General features: G+C 63.1%; 15 protein-coding genes. 3 read left to right on the top strand and 12 right to left on the bottom strand.

Annotated features, from left to right (window positions below):
* Window positions 1-112: 112 nt before the first annotated feature.
* Entirely contained in the window at window positions 113-2,479 is a 2,367-nt protein-coding gene (locus tag V1278_RS29430; RefSeq protein ID WP_334383107.1) for a transketolase, read from the bottom strand.
* Window positions 2,480-2,616: 137 nt separating this feature from the next.
* Between V1278_RS29430 and V1278_RS29435 the strand changes: the two genes are divergently transcribed.
* On the top strand, window positions 2,617-3,078 hold the full coding sequence (locus V1278_RS29435) for an Lrp/AsnC family transcriptional regulator (protein WP_057844495.1): 462 nt from the start codon (window positions 2,617-2,619) through the stop codon (window positions 3,076-3,078).
* A 726-nt stretch (window positions 3,079-3,804) separates the two neighbouring features.
* Window positions 3,805-4,698: a LysR family transcriptional regulator gene (locus V1278_RS29440; protein ID WP_334383108.1), complete on the top strand. Its 894-nt coding sequence runs from the start codon at window positions 3,805-3,807 to the stop codon at window positions 4,696-4,698.
* 9 nt (window positions 4,699-4,707) lie between these two features.
* Here the strand turns inward: V1278_RS29440 and V1278_RS29445 are convergent, their stop codons facing one another.
* A complete protein-coding gene (locus tag V1278_RS29445; RefSeq protein ID WP_334383109.1) occupies window positions 4,708-6,129 on the bottom strand; it encodes an FAD-binding protein in 1,422 nt (473 codons plus the stop codon).
* 264 nt (window positions 6,130-6,393) lie between these two features.
* Here V1278_RS29445 and V1278_RS29450 point away from each other — a divergent pair, with 264 nt between their 5' ends.
* Window positions 6,394-7,545, top strand: a complete 1,152-nt coding sequence (locus V1278_RS29450; RefSeq protein WP_334383110.1) for a DJ-1/PfpI family protein — start codon at window positions 6,394-6,396, stop codon at window positions 7,543-7,545.
* Between the two features lie 28 nt (window positions 7,546-7,573).
* On the opposite strand, the gene V1278_RS29455 is transcribed toward V1278_RS29450, so the two are convergent.
* The 10 genes from V1278_RS29455 to V1278_RS29500 form a co-directional block, all read right to left on the bottom strand.
* Window positions 7,574-8,656: a zinc-binding dehydrogenase gene (locus V1278_RS29455; protein WP_334383111.1), complete on the bottom strand. Its 1,083-nt coding sequence runs from the start codon at window positions 8,654-8,656 to the stop codon at window positions 7,574-7,576.
* A 234-nt stretch (window positions 8,657-8,890) separates the two neighbouring features.
* Entirely contained in the window at window positions 8,891-9,838 is a 948-nt protein-coding gene (locus V1278_RS29460; RefSeq protein ID WP_442893813.1) for a DMT family transporter, read from the bottom strand.
* 193 nt (window positions 9,839-10,031) lie between these two features.
* Window positions 10,032-10,889 (bottom strand): HpcH/HpaI aldolase/citrate lyase family protein, encoded by an 858-nt coding sequence (locus V1278_RS29465; protein WP_334383113.1) that lies wholly within the window; start codon window positions 10,887-10,889, stop codon window positions 10,032-10,034.
* Between the two features lie 4 nt (window positions 10,890-10,893).
* Window positions 10,894-11,349, bottom strand: coding sequence for a MaoC family dehydratase (locus tag V1278_RS29470; protein WP_334383115.1), 456 nt, complete (start codon window positions 11,347-11,349; stop codon window positions 10,894-10,896).
* A complete protein-coding gene (locus V1278_RS29475) occupies window positions 11,349-12,125 on the bottom strand; it encodes an enoyl-CoA hydratase/isomerase family protein (RefSeq protein ID WP_334383117.1) in 777 nt (258 codons plus the stop codon). The genes V1278_RS29470 and V1278_RS29475 overlap by 1 nt, the downstream gene beginning before the upstream one ends.
* Window positions 12,126-12,194: 69 nt before the next feature.
* Window positions 12,195-12,911, bottom strand: a complete 717-nt coding sequence (locus V1278_RS29480; RefSeq protein WP_334383118.1) for an ABC transporter ATP-binding protein — start codon at window positions 12,909-12,911, stop codon at window positions 12,195-12,197.
* Complete coding sequence (locus tag V1278_RS29485; protein ID WP_334383119.1) at window positions 12,908-13,666, bottom strand: ABC transporter ATP-binding protein; 759 nt, start codon at window positions 13,664-13,666, stop codon at window positions 12,908-12,910. Before V1278_RS29485 ends, V1278_RS29480 begins: the two co-directional genes overlap by 4 nt.
* 2 nt (window positions 13,667-13,668) lie before the next feature.
* Window positions 13,669-14,691, bottom strand: coding sequence for a branched-chain amino acid ABC transporter permease (locus tag V1278_RS29490; RefSeq protein ID WP_334383120.1), 1,023 nt, complete (start codon window positions 14,689-14,691; stop codon window positions 13,669-13,671).
* Window positions 14,688-15,590, bottom strand: a complete 903-nt coding sequence (locus tag V1278_RS29495) for a branched-chain amino acid ABC transporter permease (protein ID WP_334383121.1) — start codon at window positions 15,588-15,590, stop codon at window positions 14,688-14,690. Before V1278_RS29495 ends, V1278_RS29490 begins: the two co-directional genes overlap by 4 nt.
* Window positions 15,591-15,685: 95 nt before the next feature.
* Window positions 15,686-16,945, bottom strand: coding sequence for an ABC transporter substrate-binding protein (locus tag V1278_RS29500; protein ID WP_334383122.1), 1,260 nt, complete (start codon window positions 16,943-16,945; stop codon window positions 15,686-15,688).
* Between the last annotated feature and the right edge of the window lie 100 nt (window positions 16,946-17,045).

Consider the following 17,045-nt stretch of genomic DNA (forward strand, 5'->3'; position numbering starts at 1 on the left):
CTGCGAACGCAGGGACCCATACGCCGCGGCCTATCTCTGGGCACGCTGGCAGATACCTCCTGACGCAACTACTCCCTGTGGTTATGGGTCCCTGCGTTCGCAGGGATGACGGCTACACCGCCATCTTCCGATGCCGCACCGGCGCACCTACCGTCAGGCTTTCTGCGGCGTCGATGATGGCGTTGGCGTCGATGCCGTAGTGGCGGTAGAGGTCGCCGATCGTGCCGGTCTGGCCGAACTGCTCGACGCCGAGCGCTTCAGTGCGGTGGCCGCGGACGCTGCCGAGCCAGCCGAGCGCGGCCGGATGGCCGTCGATCACGGTGACGAGGCCGCCATCGCGCGACAGCGGCGCCAGCAGCTTTTCGATATGACTGAGATGCTGGATGCCACGGCGGTCACGGCGCAGGTTCCGCGCAGCGGACCAACCCGCATGCAGCCGGTCCGCGGAGGTTACCGCCAGTAAACCGACATCGCGGTGGCTTTCGCCGATCAAGCCCACCGCCTCGATCGCCTCGGGCGCGACCGCGCCGGTATAGGCGATCACGATATCGCAATTGGCGCCTGGCTCGCGCAGCCAGTAAGCGCCCGCGGTGATGTCGCTCTGCAAGGCCGGCGTCATGATGCGCTGCGGCTGGTCGACCGTGCGGGTCGACAGCCGCAGATAGACCGAACCGCCCTCACCGTCTTCGCGCTGCATGTGGCGAAAGCCCCACCCCATGATCACGGCAAGTTCATCGACGAACGCCGGCTCGAACGAAGCCAGCCCGTCCTGCGCCATGCCGATCAAGGGCGTGGCGATCGACTGATGTGCGCCGCCTTCCGGCGCCAGCGTGATGCCGGATGGCGTCGCCACCACCATGAAGCGCGCGTCCTGGTAACAGGCGTAGTTCAGCGCATCGAGGCCGCGCTCGATAAAAGGATCGTACAACGTGCCGACCGGCAGCAGCCGCTCGCCGTTAATCTGATGCGACAGCCCGAGCGCCGACAGCATGATGAACAGGTTCATCTCGGCGATGCCGAGCTCGAGGTGCTGCCCCTTCGGCGAGAACTCCCAACTATAGGCGGACGGGATCTTCTCCTGCCGGAACAGGTCGTGGTTTTCGGCTTTGGCGAACAGCCCGCGGCGGTTGACCCAGGCGCCGAGATTGGTCGAGACGGTGACATCAGGCGATGCGGTTACGATGCGCGCGGCCAGTTCGGTATCGCCGCGCGCGAGCTCATTGAGCACCAGCCCAAAACCCTGCTGCGTCGACATCTGCGCCGCCGGCTTGAAAGTAAGCCGCTCGGGCACTTCGATCACTGGCGCGGTCAGGCGGCGGCGGCCTTCCTGGTTGAAGGGCGCTGCCGCCAAAAATGCTTCGAGCTCGGCCGGCGTCTGTGACAGGCCTTCGAACTTGTCCCATTCATGGCCGGATCGGATGTTCTGCGCGGCGCGCCACTTCTCCATCTGCGCCACCGTCATCAGGCCGGCGTGGTTGTCCTTGTGGCCCTGCATTGGCAGGCCGACGCCCTTGATGGTGTAGGCGATGAAGCAGACGGGCCGATCGTGATCGATCGATTCAAACGCCTCGATCATGCTGGCCATGTCGTGTCCGCCGAGATTGGACATCAGCGCCAGCAATTCGTCGTCGCTGCGGCGGTCGATCAGTTGCGAGACCTGCCCCTGATCGCCGATGTCGTCCTGCAAGTGCTTGCGAAACGCCGCACCGCCCTGGAAGCATAGCGCGGCGTACATCTGGTTCGGGCAACTATCGATCCAGCGTCGCAAGGCCTCGCCGCCAGGCTCGGCGAATGCCGCCTGCATCAGGCGGCCGTATTTCACAATCACAACCTCCCAGCCGAAATTGCGAAACATCGTCTCGAACTTCGCCCACAGCCCTTCGCGGACGACCGCATCGAGGCTCTGGCGGTTGTAATCGACCACCCACCAGGTGTTGCGCAGCGCATGCTTCCAGCCCTCGAGCAGCGCCTCGAAAATATTGCCCTCGTCCATCTCGGCGTCACCAACGAGCGCAATCATCCGCCCCTCGGGGCGCTCCTTCATCCAGCCGTGGGCAGTGACGTAATCCTGCACCAGCGAGGAGAACAGGGTTTGCGCGACGCCGAGGCCGACCGAGCCGGTTGAGAAATCGACGTCGTCGGCGTCCTTGGTGCGCGACGGATAGGATTGCGCGCCCTTGAAGCCGCGGAAATTTTCCAGCTTGTCGCGGGTCTGGTGGCCGAACAGATATTGGATGGCGTGAAACACCGGGCTCGCATGCGGCTTCACCGCGACGCGGTCCTGCGGCCGTAGCACTGAGAAATACAGCGCCGACATGATGTTGGCGAGCGAGGCGGATGACGCCTGATGTCCACCGACCTTCAAACCATCGACGTTAGGCCTGACGTGATTGGCGTGATGGATGGTCCATGACGACAACCACAAAACCTTGCGCGCCAGCGCGGTCAGCATTTCCAGGCGTGCGGGCTCGATCGGCATGGCCATGCTCCGGAGGCGTTCAGTATGCGCCGATTTTAGCGGGCGGTGGGCTACCAAAATTCTCAATTTCCTGCGACATACCGCCCGATATTGGGATAGTTTCCCACAATCCGCCTCCAAACCCTGAGTTCATCCCAATGCCCTCCCTCGACGCCATCGACCGCAAGATTCTTGCCCTGCTGCAATCCGACAGCCGCATGACCATGCAGGAGCTCGCCGACAAGGTCGGCCTGTCCGTGTCGCCCTGCCATCGCCGCGTCAAGCTTCTGGAAGAGCGCGGCGTCATCACCCGCTACATTGCGACCGTCGACCAGAAATCGTTGGGGCTCCATGTCAGCGTCTTCATCTCGATCAAGCTGGCGCGGCAGAAGGAGGAAGACCTCAACCGCTTTGCCAAAGCGATCTCGAAATGGGACGAAGTGCTGGAGTGCTATCTGATGACCGGCAATCGCGACTACCTCCTGCGCGTCGTGGCGGCCGACCTCTCCTCCTATGAAGCGTTCCTGAAGACCAAGCTGACGCGGCTCGACGGCATCGCTTCGATCGAGTCGAGCTTTGCACTGAGCCAGGTGAAGTATTCGATTGCGCTGCCGGTGTAGCTGTCGTCCCTGCGAACGCAGGGACCCATAACCACAGATCTGCATTGTTGAAGCAAAGCCGTCGATCATCCTCCCAAGACAACACCCGCCGCGGCCTATGGGTCCCTGCGTTCGCAGGGACGACGGAGATGGGGATAGTCGCGATACAAATATGACTCCGCGTTCTCGCGGCACGATGCGCCCGAGGTTTGCTCTCAACTTCCCGCCCTCTGATCAGAGGGCGCAGGGAAGACCGGGTGCTGGCTGCACCCGCGGTCTCGTGTGCCATTGCGCATAGCAAAAGCGCACACGAGCATACAGGTACAGCGGGAGCATCCCGGCCTTCCCTGCGCAATGGCTCTACGGCTTACTTCGTGCGCTTCCCGGAGAACGGCTCTTTTGCCTCCGTCGCTGCGCAAATAGTTTCACGCAGCTTAACGCCAGCACCGCGGCGCCCGAACCACACGACTTCGCCGTACGCGTCAGGCGCCTACGTCTTGCGCCTTCCGCGTCCATCGCATCTCACCGCACGGTCGTGACGATCGCGAGCGCCCCTCAATGGGTGAGACGGGCGGAAATATGCGGCTGATTTGCCTCTCGCGTGAAGCGGAATATTTCTGATTCTTGGGCTTGACACGATTTCTGAAAATCAGAAGTGATTTGCCTGGTCGGCCCTGCCGACCTTGCAATCGCTGGATGTTCGATGCAGCATCAGAAGGGGCGGTATATCAGACACGGTATATCGAATTGGAACGGTTGGACGATCTCGAAGCCTTCCTCGCAGTCATCGAGAAGGGCAGCCAAGCGGCGGCCTCACGTCATCTTCGGCGCCCGTTGCAATCCCTCAACCGATCGCTGATGGCGCTGGAACGTGCGCTCGGCGTCGAGCTCGTCAAACGCACCACGCGGCGGTCGGAGCCAACCGAGGCCGGGCGGGTATTTTACGAACGCATCAAGCCGGCGGTTGCAGAAATCATCGAGGCGCGGGCCGAGGCAGCCAACCTGCGCGGCGAAATTCTGGGGCCGTTGAAAATCGGTGCGCCCATTTTGTTCGCGTCGTCCTACGTGGCGCCAATCGTCAGCCGTTTTCTAAAGCTCTATCCCAACGTGGATGTCGAGCTTCGCGCCTCCGACGAGCAGGTCGATCTCGTCGCTGAGGGCCTCGATATCGCCGTGCGGATCGGCGACTCCGCCGATGAATCCCTGATCGCACGGCGGTTGCATACGCTGCGCGTGGTCATCGTCGGCGCGCCGTCCTATTTCGCCGAACATGGCCGGCCGCAGCATCCAGGCGATCTCGAGCGGCACGCCTGCATCTTGCGGGCCGGCGCCGAGGTCATCGACAAATGGACGTTTCGGATCGACGGCCGGCTGCAGTCGATCAGGGTGCACGGCCGCTTTCGTTCAAACAGCGCCGCTTCGATCCGGGCTGCCGCGCGCGAAGGCGCCGGCCTTGCCCGGCTGCCGCTGTGGCAGATCAGCGATCTTGTCGCGCAGGGCGCGCTCACGATCGTTCTGCCGGAATTCGAACCCGAGGGAATGCAGATCCAGTTGGTCTGGCCTCCGACACGGGCGCCGCTGGAGCGTGTCCGGCGTTTCTCGGATTTTCTGACGAGCAGCCTGAAGACCGATCTGCTTTAGCTCAGCACGTCAGAATACATTATATCCGGACGCCAGCAGATGTTGTGGATCGTAGCGCCGCTTGGCTTCGCGAAGCTGCGGCCAGCTTGATCCAAAGTGAACCTCCCAATCGCCAGGCGACATGGCGAAGGCACCGACCGGATACTGAACGCCGCCGGCTTCGCGAACGCGATCGTAGAGCGTACGATTTGCCGCAACCATCCGCTCCGCCGCCGCCGCATCGTTCGATGCGGGGATGCGAATGAGGTTGAAGACAAAAACAACATCTTCCTCCGGCAGGCGAACCAGCGGCGTATGAAACGCTCTCGTGAGCAAAGGGTAGAGAGTTATCCGCCCCAACGGACCAACAGCATCGCCCTTCAGGCCAGCCAGAATATCGCCGGCGACCCGTTCGGCGTTGCTGCCGCGCAGGAACGTCAAAAGCCAGGGCTGCGGATTGGTCCATTGGCCTTTGGAGCGGAGCAGATTTTCAAATTTTCCAAACGCCAGGGCATCCTCGCGATAGCTCAGGTCGGCGATGACGGCGGCGCCGCGCTCATCCGACAATCCGGAAAGCACCGCCTTGCTGCCGTAAGGTATCGCGCCGTCGAGCTGGTACCGCCAACCGCCGCTGCCATCGGGAAGAATGGCCCCCTGCAACTGGTCGAAGCGCCCTTCCGTCAGCAGGCGCCGCTGGTCCGCTGTCAGCGACGGCAAATCGCGGTAGAAGAGCTGAAAGCGCCTGATACGCTCGGGAGCGCGTACCAGGCGCAGCGTTGCCCGTGTAATGATGCCGCATTGGCCCAGGCCGGCGCGGACGCCGTCGAAGAGATCGGCGTTACTGGCCGCCGAGCAACTCAGTTCATTGCCATCGCCCGTCACCACATCCAGCGCGATGACGTTGTCGGTTTGCATGCCATGCCGGGATGACGTCGCTCCGATGCCGCCCACTGCGATCGTTCCTCCGACCGATAGGCCGAGATAGTTGGTCAGCACTGGCGGCGTAAGTCCCTGCGCCAGGGTTGCGTCGAGCAGATCTTTCCACGTCGCTCCGGCGTCGACCACGACGCGATCGTGCTGGATATCGTGGATCGCGTTGATCGCGCTCATATCGACTACAACGCCGTCCGCGGACAGCGGGCGGCCATAGATCGAGTGGCCCTGCCCGCGCGCCGCCACCTTGACGCCGCGGCCGTTCGCCCAGCGCATCAGGCTCGAAATGTCGGCGCTCGATGCGGGCCTGAGCACGCCGCGCGGTTGCTTGTGGATGAGGCGGCCAAAATCATGGGCTGCGGCGGCGCGCACCTCCGGCTCAAGGCGGACATTGGCAGGCAGAGGCGGACCGTCTGCCGATACCGCCTGCGCTGATGCTGCCAAGGCGCTGGCGCGCGAAGCGAGCGCGGCGGTGACGCCGAGGCCTGCGCCCAAGAACATACGTCTGTCCGACGGCATGAAGCCCTCCTTGCCCAGAGGCCGTGATGCTTGCCCGCAAAGCTGCGGCCTCACCCCGCGTGAGACAATGGCCGCCGGGCCGGATGGACATTCCCGAAAACCGGGAGGATCCCGGCAGCAGCGATCGCCGCTCGTTCCCCGGACGCTGCGCAGCGCATCTCTCGGCGCTTGGCGGTTTTCGCCGGATTTACGTCATTTCAGGCGGATCATTGCGGCTGTAGGCTGCGGTTGGTCGATATGAGTGAGGCGCGTGCCGGCAAACTGATGAATTCGCGACGTGTATTGTGGAGCGCGCTCGGCGCAGTCGCGCTTGTCGCCGTGATCGGCGGAGCCTGGATTTTCTCGTTGCCACCGGCGCCCTCGGCCGCGGCCCCGCCGGCAATCGCGCCGGACGAGCGTGACGCAACGGTCGCGGCGCTGAAGCCGCCGAAGCGGCAGCGCCCGCTGATCGCGATCATTGGGATCAACGACGCCACCGAGACCACCGACTATCTCATGCCCTATGGCATCCTCAAGCGCGCCGACGTCGCCGATGTCGTCACGCTGGCGACGAAACCAGGTCCGGTGACGCTCTATCCGACGCTCAAGGTCGAACCGCAGGCGACCGTCGCGGAATTCGATGCGCAGCATTCTGACGGCGCCGACTATGTCATCGTCCCCGCCATGAGCCGCGACGACGATCCCGATGCGCTGCAATGGATCCGAAGCCAGTCGGCCAAGCGTGCAATCGTGATCGGCGTCTGCGCCGGCGCTAAGGTGGTCGGCGATGCCGGGCTGCTGCACGACAAGCAGGCCACGACGCACTGGTATTCCGTCAAGGAGTTGCGCGGCAGGCATCCCACCATGCGCTATGTCAAAGACCGGCGGCTGGTGGTCGACAAGGACGTGGCGACGACCACCGGGATCACGGCGTCAATGCCGATGTCGCTCACCTTGATCGAGGCGATTGCCGGCCCCGACAAGGCGCGCGCCGTCGGCCGCGACATCGGCCTCGCCGAGTGGGATACGCGCCACGAGAGCGACGCATTCAAGTTCACGCGCCCGTTTGCGCTGACGGCCATCCGCAACACGGCCGCGTTCTGGGCGCACGAGCAGCTCGGCATCGAACTCAAGGGCGGCGTCGACGAGGTGTCACTGGCGCTCGTCACCGATGCCTGGTCGCGGACCTATCGCTCACAGGCGGTGACGTTTGCACGCGCCGCCGGTGCGCAGCAAAGTCGTGGCGGCATTCGTATCCACCCCGATCAGGTCGCGGCGAGTTGGCCGGCCGAACGACTGCTGTCGACGGTTGGGGATCGCAAGCCAGCGGAAGCGCTGGACGATGCGCTACAGGGAATTGCGGCGCGCTACGGGACGCAGACAACCGACTTCGTCGCGATGCAGCTTGAATATCCGAGACATCGGGCGGCGCCGTAGGGTGGGCAAAGCGACCGCGCTCCAACGATCACCGCCACGGCTCGACGATGATCTTGGTGTGCACTTCCGGGTTGGCGAGATCGGCGAACGCCTTGGCGACGCCGTCGATGCCGACGGTGGAGGTCACCATCGAGGCGGCGTCCACCTGCCCTTCCGCGATCAGGCGGAGCGAATAGGCGAATTCCTCGGGCGTGTAGCCGAGCACGTATTGAACGTTGAGTTCCTTCATGATGCCGAGCATCGGCTCGGAGCGGTCGGTCTCCATGCAGACGCCGACCACGACGATGCGCGCATCGCGCGGCGCGCCTTCGAACACCTGCTGGATCAGGCCGGGCACGCCGACGCATTCGAAGATCAGCGCGGGTTTCAGCGCCGGCAACAGCGCCTGCAGCGGCGGGCGCGCGGCCTTTTCCTCCGGCGACATCTGGGCGTGCTCGGCCCAGGTCGCGTACGGCTGCGAGCGTGCGGGATCAACGACGACATCGGCGCCGAGCTTTTCGGCGAGCGCGCGGCGTGCCGGCGAATAATCGGCGGCCACGATCGGGTGCAATCCCCTGATCTTCAGCGCTGCGATGACGGCGAGCCCGACCGGGCCGCAGCCGATCACCAAGGGCACCTCGCCTCCCCTGATGTTGGCTTTTGCCACGGCGTGAACGCCGACCGCGAGCGGCTCGGTGAGCGCGGCGTGCTCGGCGGCGAGGCCGTTCGGAACTTCGAGCAGCAAGGCTTCGCTGAGCAGCAGGCGCTCGGCGTAAGCGCCGACATTGTCGTTGGAATAGCCGATGCCCGTCGCGCCTTCCGGGGTCAGCAGCGCCGGCAGCGAGCAAACCCTGGTGCCCGCCTTGAACTTGCCCGTGGTGCCAGGACCATAGTCCAGCACCTCGCAGCAGAATTCATGGCCGAACACGACGTCGCGCGAAAGGTCCATCGGCTTGCGGCCAGGAAAATGCTTGGCGAGCTCCACCATGCGGTGCGCGTGCTTGCGCGCATGCAGATCGGAGCCGCAGATGCCGCAGGCCAGCGACTTCACCAGCACCTGCCCGGCACCGGGTTTCGGCTCCGGCATCTCGTCGACGACAATTTCCCCGTTGCGGAAAATGGCTGCGCGCACGAAGGATTCTCCCGCGGTTTTCTTTCACCTTAGAGCACTATCGGTTCTGATTGAAATCAGAACCGATGCGCTAGGTTTTTTGTTTGACGCGTTTTCTTCACGCGAACCGGGAGCCACCCCGGATCAAGTCCGGGGCAGGCTTTCGCTCGAAAACGCTAGCGGGAGGATCACCACGAATAGCGTACAACGCCCTTGCCGGCGCAGGAACTGGTGCCTTCTTGCGGGTGACCCGGATCAAGCGTTCGGCGACGACTCGCCCGAGACCGTCAGAAGCTGCGAGCGGCGGACCCGTTCGCGATGGGCGGTGTAGAGGCCTGAGGCGACGATGAAGGCGGCGCCGGTGATCGTGTAGGCATCCGGGACTTCGCCGAAGATCAGGAAGCCGAGCACGCTGACCCACAGCAATTGAGTGTAGGAAAACGGCGCCAGCACGGAGGCGTCGGCATAGCGGAACGCCAGCACCACGATCCACTGCCCCGCGGTCGATGCGACACCGATCAGGATGCCGAAGGCGATATCGTGCCAAGTGGGCGTCACCCAGACGAACGGCACCAGCGCGGAGAGAATGAACAGGCCCGCAATCGACGAATAGGTCATGGTGGTGATGGCGCGCTCAGTGCCGCTCATCATTCGCGTCATGATCAGCGTGCAGGCCCAGGCCAGCGCCGAGACCAGCGGAAAGAACGCCGCGGGGTGAAACGCGCCGGTGCCGGGACGCAGGATGATCAACACGCCGACGAGGCCGACGCCGGTCGCGATCCAGCGGCGCATGCCGACCTTCTCGCCGAGAAAGATGATCGACAGCGCGGTGACGAACAGCGGCGCGACGAAGCCGGTGGCGGAGGCCTCCGCAATGGGAAGGAACCGCAGGCCGGAGATGAAGAACAGCGACGAGCCCAACAGCGCCGCGCCGCGCAACAGATGCAGGCCGCGGCGTTTGGTCTGCAGCGCATAGAGCGGGGAACCCGGCAGCATCGCCGGCGTCATGATCATCGCGAATACCAGGAAGCGGATCCAGGCGATCTCGATCGAAGGCAGGGTCGCGGACAGATATTTCGCCGTCACGTCGGAGGCGCCGAGAAACACCGTCGAGGCCAGCACCAGCACGATGCCCTTGAACGGCCGATCGGCGCGCGCGGGCGCCTTGCGGACGGTGGCGGTTTCCTTCGATGGCAAAGGTATTGGAGCGCTGTCCAGCCTGGCGGCTGCGGCGGGGGGCGGTGTCACGGCAATCTCGAAGGCAGCAATTTTTCGAATCGGGCGAGGTTGTAAAAAACACCAATTCGCCCAATGCGACTAGGTCCGAAAACAGGATGCCGATATGCGTTGAGGGCGCGATGGCAACACTTTGTTAAGGACGGTGCAGATGAGCGCGCTACCGTCCTCGCAACGCCAAAATCTTCTCCGCGGCGCGCAGATGCGGCTTGTCGATCATCTTGCCGTCGATCTTCACGACACCTGACGTCGGATTGTCGTTGAACGCTTTGACGACCTTCTCCGACCAGGCGATTTCCTCATCCGTCGGCATGAAGGCGGCATTGACGACATCGACGTGCTTGGGATGGATCACCGCCTTGGCCAGGAACCCATCCTGTCGCGCGGCAATGGATTCTTCCCGGAGCGCGTCGAGATCGTTGATGTCGGTGGCGATGGTATCGATGGCGACGACACCGGCCGCAGCCGCGCTGATCAGGCAGAGATCGCGCGCCAGCAGGAACGGACCATGAAAGCGGCCGGCGGTCCGGTTGCGCGACGCGCCGAGCGACGCGGCGAGATCCTCGGCGCCCCACATCATGCCCCACAGCCGCGGGCTCATGTTCTCAAAGTCGAGCAACTTGAGCACCGCCCTCGCCGTCTCCGTCGCTACGGTGACGATCCTCGTCGATCCCTGTTCAATCCCGGCAGCCGCCTCGAAGGCATCGAGATACAGCGATAGACAGTTCACGTCGGCAGCGCCGGCGCATTTCGGCAGCACGATGCCGTCAGGTCGGCTCGGCATGACGGCCGCAAGATCGCCAAGCGTCAGGTCGGTATCGAGCGCGTTGACTCGGACATACATCTTCTGGTTCGGATTCCGGGCATCGAGCATCTCACGCACGATCCGCCGCGCGCCGACTTTCTCATCCGGCGCAATCGAATCCTCGAGGTCGAGGATCAGCGCGTCAGCCGCCGTCTTCTTGGCGCTCTCGAACTTGCGCAGGCTGTCACCGGGAACGAACAGGAACGATCGCATCAGTTTACGCCTTTGGTTTGCAATGCATCAGGCCGGTCCGGCGGCAGCTCGCCACCACCTCGCCGCGCTGATTGGTCATGGTGTGCTCGAATTCCACAATGCCCTGGTTCGGCCGCGACTTGCTCTCACGCTTGGAAATGATCTTGGTGTGCGCCCTGAGCGTATCGCCGTGGAATACCGGTTTCGGAAATTTCACATCGGTCATGCCGAGGTTGCCGATCGTGGTGCCGAGCGTGGTATCGTAGACACTCATGCCGATCATGATGCCAAGCGTATAGAGGCTGTTGAACAGCCGCTGGCCGAATTCGGTACTCTCGGCGAAATGCGCGTCAATATGCAGCGGCTGCGGATTCATGGTCAGGAGACTGAACAGCGTGTTGTCCATCTCGGTCACCGTGCGGCTGAACTCGTGATGGAATTCGCGGCCGACCTCGAACTCCTCGAAATACAATCCAGCCATCAGCGCCCCCTGTAGTTCGGCGTTCGCTTCTCGACGAACGCATTCAAGCCTTCCTGGCAGTCCTCCGTCGTTGCAACGAGTGCAAAGCTCTCGGCGGCATTTTCGACCGAACGGCGGAAATCGGCGTCGACCGCTCGCATGAAAGCATCGCGCCCGATCTTCATGACGATGGGGGATTTGGCAGCAAGCTTGCGCGCGATCCCCCGCGCCCGATCCAGCGCGGTTCCCTTCGGAACGACCTCACTCAACAACCCCATGCGAAAGGCAGTTGCGGCATCGAAAGGCTCGTCGAGGAACAGCGGCCCAAAAGCCTGATGCTTGCCAACCAGCCGCGGCAGTTGCACGAAGTGAATGGCCGGGATCAGCCCGACATCGATCTCGGGATAGCCGAAGGTACAGCCTTCGCCCGCGATGATCATGTCGCAGGAGATCGCAATCGTCATGCCGCCGGCGCGAACCGCGCCGTCGACTGCAGCAATCGTCGGCTTGCCCATGCGATACTGGATATCGTTGAGCGCAAAATACAGCCGTTCGAGAAACTTCTTGGTCTCGATTCCGGGCTTGCCGCGAACAATATCCAGATCGAGCCCGGCGCAAAACACCTTGTGCGCACTGCCGATGATGACGGCGCGCACCGCTTCGTCGTCCCTCGCCTTCGAAAGCGCCGCCAGCAGCGCATCGATCAGGTCCATGCTGAGCGCATTGACCGGCGGGCGATCCAGCACGATCTCGGCAATATTGCTAGATACGGAATAACGAACCAGATCGGTACTCATGCCGTGCCTCCCCTGACCTGGCGCACCGCGCCGGCCTCGACCAGATCGTCGATAGTGCTGGGCCGAAAGCTACAGCGCGAGATAGCGCTGCCGAATATTTTCGTTGGCTTTCAGCTCTTCGATCCCGGATGTGTAGACGATCTGGCCCTTGTCGATAACCGTCGCGTGGCTCGCAAGGCCAAGGCAAAAATGCATGTTCTGCTCGGCGATCAGCACGGTGGCTCCGGTGCCGCGGAGCTGCCGCAAGAGTTCGCCGATCCGCTGCACGATGATCGGCGCCAGCCCCTCGCTCGGCTCGTCCAGCAGCAGCAATGCGGGATTGCCCATCAGCGTGCGCGCGATCGCCAGCATCTGCTGCTCGCCACCCGACAGCCTTCCCGCGATCCGATGCCGCAGCGGCTCCAGCAGCGGAAACACATCATAGATGCGCCGGATCGGCCATTCATCCTCGCCATTGGGACCCTTCTTGGCCCCGATGACCAGATTGTCCTCGACCGTGTGTTCGGGAAAGATCTGGCGATCCTCCGGCACGAAGCCGAGGCCGGCGCGCGCGATGTGATGCGGCTTCAACCCGGAGACAATCCTGCCTTGCAAGGTGACCGTGCCGCGGCGGGCCGGCGCGAGCCCCATGATGGCCTTCATGGTGGTCGATTTGCCGGCGCCGTTGCGGCCGAGCAGCGCCATCGTCTCGCCCTGCCGCACCGACAGGCCGACGCCGAACAATATCTGGCTGGTGCCGTAATAGACGTCGAGGTCCTCGACCTGCACGACCGGCTGCGCCCTCATACAGTGATCCCCGCATGATGTTCGGTGCCGAGATAGGCCTCGATCACCGCCTCATTCCGGCGGATCGCATCCGGTTTGCCGGTTGCAAGAATGCGGCCGTAGCAGAGCACGACGATCTCGGGCGCGATCTTGAACACGATATCCATGTCGTGCTCGATGAACACCACCGTGATCTTCTGCGTCTCCCAGAGCTCCCTCACCTTCTCGATCATGCGCCAGCGTTCCTCGGTGCCCATGCCGGCGGTTGGCTCGTCGAGCAGCAGCACCTTCGGATCGAGTACCAGCGCGAGTGCGATATCGAGCAGCTTCTGGTCGCCATGCGACAGCGTCGCCGCGGTACGGTTTCGCTCGCTGGCCAGTCCCAGCAATTCCATGGCATGCTCGGCGCGGTCGCGGGTCTCCGCCAGCGGGAAGCGACGGTGCAGGACGCCGGCTTTGCGCTGATCGGCACAGACCGCTGCCAGCATCGTCTCCTGCACCGTCAGCGATGGGAAGATGCTCGCAACCTGAAACGCGCGGCCGATGCCGTGGCGAACGATTTCCGGGGGCGAGCTACCGGCGAGATCAGTGCCGTTGAGCAGGATCTGGCCGGAATCCGGCTTCAACGCGCCGGTGATCAGGTTGAAGAACGTGCTCTTGCCGGCTCCGTTGGGGCCGATCACTGCGCTGAGCGAACCGTCCGCGAAATCCAGCGTGATATTGTCGGTCGCCTTGACGCCGCCGAACGACTTCGAAAGCGAACGTATCTCCAGCATGGCTAGCCGCGCTCCCCAGCACCATTACGGCGTTGCGCGTACCATTCGACGACGAAATCCATCAGGCCCTTCCGCAGGCCGATCGCAAAGAACAGGATCACGATCCCCAGCACGAGGCCGTGATAATCGGTCAGGCGGGTGACGGTGTCGTTGAGGATCAGGAGCAGCACGGTGCCGACCATGGGCCCGAGGAATGTGGTCACGCCGCCGAGCATGTTGATGAAGATGCCCTCGCCCGAAATGGTCCAATAGGCGAATTCCGGATAGGCCCCGGAGACGAATAGCGCCATGATGATTCCGCCGGTCGAGGCGAACAGCGCCGCGAGCACAAAGATCGTCAGTTTGGCACGCCAGACGTCGATGCCGATGAAGCTCGCACGCGTTGCATTGTCGCGGATCATGCGCAGCGTGTAGCCGAACGGCGACTGCGCGATCTGATGCATCAAGAACAGCCCGATCACCAGCAACGCGCAACTCGCGACATAGAGATGCAATTGATTCGATAGATCAATGCCCAAAAATGGCGGTCGCGGAATGCCACCACGCAATCCCTGATCGCCGCCGGTCAGCGATACCCAGGACAGGATCGTCGAGTGGATCAGCATCTGGAACGCCAGTGTAACAAAGGCGAAATAGATTTCCTTCAGCCGCACGCAGATGGCACCAATGACGAGGGCGACGACAAGCGTAATCGCCAGCGTTGCAACAAAAGCCACCGGGACGGGAACGCCGGTCTTCTGCATCATCAACCCGAAGCCGTAGGCGCCAAGGCCGAAGAACATGCCGTGGCCAAACGAAATCAGGCCGGTGTAACCGACCAGAAGGTTGAGCGACGTCGCAAACAGCCCGTAGGCGGCGCAGCGGATCACGAAGTCGAGCAGCAATTTGCTGCTGAAGACCGTCGGCAACAGCGCAAGCACGACAAAGACCGCAAGCGCGATCAGGGCATCCCGATTGCGCCGCGTCTTTGCTTCATGGGGCGCCTCGAGTGCCTGCGCGCCCTGCTCGGCCTGCAATTCGGTCATGCGACCTCCTTGCCGAACAGGCCGGTCGGCCGAGACACCAGCACGATCACCATGAACAGGTACATCAGCCCTTCGGTAAACAGCGGAAAGCCGAGCGAGCCGAACGAGCGGATCAGGCCGATCAAGAGCGCACCGATCAACGCGCCGAGGATCGAGCCCATGCCGCCGATCACGGTAACGATGAAGGATTCGATCAGCACCGAAAATCCCATGCCCGGCGTCAGCGAACGCACCGGCGCCGCGAGCGCCCCAGCCAATCCCGCCAGCATGCCGCCAAGCGCGAACACGCCGCCGTAGATCAGGCCGGTGTTGATGCCGAGCGCGGATACCATGCCGGGGTTATGGGCGGCCGCCCGGATTACCTTGCCGATCCTGGTGCGGGCAAGGCCGAGCCCGAGGATCATGGCGGCCGCGAGCGCAACACCGATCAGGAGCAGATAATATGGTGGCACCACCCCGCCGGCGATGAACAGCGGGGCCACCTGGAACGCCGCCGGCATGCCCATCGATTTGAACTCGGGCCCCCAGATCATCCGCACCACGTCATCAAAGATCAGCACGAAGGCGTAGCAGACGAGAAGCTGCATCAACACGTCAGCGCCGTAGACCCGGCTCATGAAGACGCGTTCGAAGATCAGACCGAGGACGGCGGTACCCGCCGCACCACACAGCATCGCCAGCGCAAAACTGCCGGAGAACTGATAGGCCGTCATGGCGAAATAGGCGCCGAACATATAGAAGGCGCCGTGGCTGAAGTTGACGACCTTGAGTACGCCGAAGATCAGCGTCAGCCCGACGGCGACGAGAAACAGCAACATGCCGATGATGAAGCCGCTGGTGGTTTGCGTCACCAGACAGGCGGAGCTGGCGAGACAGCCGGTAAGCGCATCGAGGTCCAAGGGAACACATCCATTCCAGCGCGCCGGAACAGCACGCGAAGATCATTCGGCGGCGAACGGGCGGCAGCTTGCGCCACCTCCGCCGTCGCGGTCAATCAGGTGTAGCCCTTGCTCTTCTTCCACTCGGCTTCGAGTTCGAAGATCGTCTTCCAGTCGCCCGCTTGAACTTGCGGCACGTAGGGCTCCTGCGGAATCGTGGTTCCCCAGCCGATCGCATAGCCCACCAGCGTCTGGTCCTCGGCGCGCATGGTGACGGTGCCGTCGGCGCCGAACGGCGACTTGATCTTCAGGCCGCGGAGCGCCTCCGCAATCTTCTTGCCGTCGGCCGAATTCGCCTTCTTGGACGCTTCCGCGAGCAGCATGACCGCCGTCGCATTCTCCCACGACCAGTTGGTAGGATATTCGTTGTATTTTGCCTTATAGGCGTCGCCCCACGCGGCGTTCTCCGGCGTTGCAGGATATGTCTTGATGTAGCGGTTGCCGGAGTGAATGCCCTTCGGCAGGTTCTTCACGACAGTCAGCGCGGTGTAGTCGGCCATGTTGACTGCGAACACTTCCATCTGGCTGAACAGCGCGTAGATGTTGGCCTGGTCGATGTAGGATGTGAGGTCGCCGCCCCACAGGCAGGAATACAGCGCCTGCGGCTTGGCCTGGAGGATCTTTGTTACGACCTCGGTGTAATCGGGCTGGAACAGCTTTGGCCAGGACTCGCTGATGATCTCGATGTCGGGCGCGAAGCGCTTCAGATATGTCACGTACTCGCCGGTGGTATCGCGGCCATAGGCGTAATCGGGCGAACAGGTCGCCCACTTTTTCAGCCCCTTGGTCTTGGCAATCGCCGCCGCATAGCTGCCGCCGACGATCGAGTCATGCACGCCCTGGCGCGCGGTACGGAAGGCGTTCGGAATGTGCTGCTTGGGATCGGCGGTCAGCGCGGAAGTTTCCGAATTGGTGTGAAGACAGAGCACGCCCAGATCGCGCGCCACCTCGTGCACGGCGAACGCGCCCGATGACGCTTCCGCGTCGATCAGGATTTCGCATCCGTCGGTGTTGACGAGTTCGCGTGCGACGCGGGCGGCTTCCTGCGGCTGTCCCTTTGAATCGCGGATCACCATCTCGATCTGGCGTCCAGCGAGACCGCCGGCAGCGTTGACCTTCTCGACTTCCAGCATCACGCCATTGCGCGAAGAGGTGCCAAGCTGCGCCACGCGGCCGGAGAGAATGGTCGGCATCCCGACCTTAATGGTCTTGGCTTGCGCGCGCGCCACCCAGGGCGTCGCGAATGAAACGGCACCGGCGCCCATCATCGCCAACGTCGCACGTCGGCTCACGCCCGGTTTGCGGGTTCTCGTCATTGCTTCCTCCCTGTGGATTGGCGTTCCCAATCCCTGCCGGAGATCGTGACGCCTCCGTAGCCCTTAAGGGTTTCAGAGCAAGGGGGGTTACGTCAAGCCA

The organism is Bradyrhizobium sp. AZCC 1577 (assembly GCF_036924575.1).
Classification (GTDB): domain Bacteria; phylum Pseudomonadota; class Alphaproteobacteria; order Rhizobiales; family Xanthobacteraceae; genus Bradyrhizobium.

Coding starts and splice junctions, on each gene's coding strand:
- V1278_RS29485 (WP_334383119.1), bottom strand. CDS start 13,666: ATGCTGGAGATACGTTCGCTTTCGAAGTCGTTCGGCGGCGTCAAGGCG.
- V1278_RS29490 (WP_334383120.1), bottom strand. CDS start 14,691: ATGACCGAATTGCAGGCCGAGCAGGGCGCGCAGGCACTCGAGGCGCCC.
- V1278_RS29445 (WP_334383109.1), bottom strand. CDS start 6,129: ATGCCGTCGGACAGACGTATGTTCTTGGGCGCAGGCCTCGGCGTCACC.
- V1278_RS29480 (WP_334383118.1), bottom strand. CDS start 12,911: ATGAGGGCGCAGCCGGTCGTGCAGGTCGAGGACCTCGACGTCTATTAC.
- V1278_RS29450 (WP_334383110.1), top strand. CDS start 6,394: ATGAATTCGCGACGTGTATTGTGGAGCGCGCTCGGCGCAGTCGCGCTT.
- V1278_RS29500 (WP_334383122.1), bottom strand. CDS start 16,945: ATGACGAGAACCCGCAAACCGGGCGTGAGCCGACGTGCGACGTTGGCG.
- V1278_RS29475 (WP_334383117.1), bottom strand. CDS start 12,125: ATGAGTACCGATCTGGTTCGTTATTCCGTATCTAGCAATATTGCCGAG.
- V1278_RS29465 (WP_334383113.1), bottom strand. CDS start 10,889: ATGCGATCGTTCCTGTTCGTTCCCGGTGACAGCCTGCGCAAGTTCGAG.
- V1278_RS29470 (WP_334383115.1), bottom strand. CDS start 11,349: ATGGCTGGATTGTATTTCGAGGAGTTCGAGGTCGGCCGCGAATTCCAT.
- V1278_RS29435 (WP_057844495.1), top strand. CDS start 2,617: ATGCCCTCCCTCGACGCCATCGACCGCAAGATTCTTGCCCTGCTGCAA.
- V1278_RS29430 (WP_334383107.1), bottom strand. CDS start 2,479: ATGCCGATCGAGCCCGCACGCCTGGAAATGCTGACCGCGCTGGCGCGC.